Consider the following 2,031-nt stretch of genomic DNA (forward strand, 5'->3'; position numbering starts at 1 on the left):
CTGGCCAGCCAGGGCGGGTCGGCCGCCACTCCCACCAGCGCGAGCATGCCGCAGGCATACAGCCCGGACAGCGTGCCCAGCGCCACGCCCGCCGCGTATTGCAAGGCCACCGGCAGGCGCTGCAGCACGGTCTTCAGGCTGCAGGCGGTGACCAGCCAGGCCAGCGTGGCGGGCAGGGCGCCGCCCGTCAGCAGCGACAGCCGGCCGAGCCATTCCAGGGGCGTGGCGGTGTTGAAGAGGGCGCCCACGCCCAGCACCGCCTCCACGAAAAGCACCGCGCGCAGGATCACCCCGACATGGCAGGCGTCGAACACCAGCACCCGCCGGCCCAGGGGCTGGCGGGGGTCTTCGGTCAGGGCCTGCGGCCGGGTCGATAAAATTTGCGTCTCTTGCATTGCGGCATCCGGGTGTTCCGGGTGTCTGAACCACCGGATTATTGCCCTCCATGTCCACCAGCCCTGCCTCCAGCCCAGCGTCCGCCCCCTCCCACAACCAGCTCGACACCAAGGCCCAGGCCTGGTCGGCGCTGTTTTCCGAGCCCATGAGCGACCTGGTCAAGCGCTACACGTCGAGCGTGTTCTTCGACAAGCGCCTGTGGCAGGCCGACATCGCCGGCAGCTTGGCGCACGCCGACATGCTCGCCGCGCAGGGCATCATCTCGGCCGCCGACCACGCCTCCATCCAGCGCGGCATGGCGCAGATCAAGGAGGAGATCGAATCCGGCGCCTTCGAGTGGAAGCTCGACCTGGAAGACGTGCACCTGAACATCGAGGCGCGTCTCACGCAACTGGTGGGCGACGCCGGCAAGCGCCTGCACACCGGCCGCAGCCGCAACGACCAGGTGGCCACCGACGTGCGCCTGTGGCTGCGCGGCGAGATCGACCTGATCGCCGATCTGCTCAAGGAACTGCAGGTGTCGCTGGTGGATGTGGCCGAGCAGAACGTGGAGGTGATCCTGCCCGGCTTCACCCACCTGCAGGTGGCGCAGCCGGTGAGCTTCGGCCACCACATGCTGGCCTACGTGGAGATGTTCGCGCGCGATGCCGACCGCATGCAGGACGTGCGCCGCCGCGTCAATGTGCTGCCCCTGGGCGCCGCCGCCCTGGCCGGCACGACCTACCCGCTGGACCGCGAGCGCGTGGCGAAAACCCTGGGCATGGACGGCGTGTGCCAGAACAGCCTGGACGCCGTGAGCGACCGCGACTTCGCCATCGAGTTCACCGCCGCCGCCAGCCTGTGCATGGTGCACGTGAGCCGCCTGTCGGAAGAACTCATCATCTGGATGAGCCAGAACTTCGGTTTCATCAAGATCGCCGACCGCTTCACCACGGGCTCGTCGATCATGCCGCAGAAGAAGAACCCCGACGTGCCCGAACTGGCGCGCGGCAAGACCGGCCGCGTGGTCGGCCACCTGATGGGTCTCATCACCCTGATGAAGGGCCAGCCCCTGGCCTACAACAAGGACAACCAGGAAGACAAGGAACCGCTGTTCGATACCGTGGACACGCTGAAGGACACGCTGCGCATCTTCGCCGAGATGGTCGGCGGCCAGCCGAACCCGGCCACGGGCAAGAAGGAAGGCGGCATCACCGTCAACGCGCCGGCCATGGAGCAGGCCGCGCTCAAGGGCTACGCCACCGCCACCGACCTGGCCGACTACCTCGTCAAGAAGGGCCTGCCGTTCCGCGATGCGCACGAGACCGTGGCCCATGCCGTGAAGGCCGCCGTGTCGCACAACGTGGACCTGTCGGAGCTGCCCCTGGCCGTGCTGCAGGGCTTTCACCCGCAGATCGAAAAGGACGTGTTCGACGCCCTCAGCCTGCGCGGCTCGCTCAACGCCCGCAACACGCTGGGCGGCACCGCGCCGGCCCAGGTGCGCGCCCAGCTGGCCCGCCACCGCGCCCGCCTGGCCTGATCGCTGTTCACCTCCCCCCGTCCGCACACTTTCACGGAGCCCTCCATGCATCGTTCTTCCTCGCGCCGCCACTGGGTCTTGCGCATGGCCCGCGCCGCGGTCTGGGTGGGCGCCAC

1 protein-coding gene and 1 pseudogene are annotated in these 2,031 nt (G+C 68.7%); one reads left to right on the forward strand and one right to left on the reverse strand.

All coding sequences use genetic code 11. The features are described 5' to 3' along the window. Positions 1-395 (reverse strand): annotated as a pseudogene (locus AC27KI_RS23590) (sensor histidine kinase); the annotation flags it as partial. Between the two features lie 50 nt (positions 396-445). Here AC27KI_RS23590 and argH point away from each other — a divergent pair. Further along, complete coding sequence (gene argH, locus AC27KI_RS23595; protein ID WP_284395004.1) at positions 446-1,915, forward strand: argininosuccinate lyase; 1,470 nt, start codon at positions 446-448, stop codon at positions 1,913-1,915. The last annotated feature ends 116 nt before the right edge of the window (positions 1,916-2,031 follow it).

It is taken from the genome of Acidovorax sp. KPB24-03 (genome assembly GCF_057546605.1).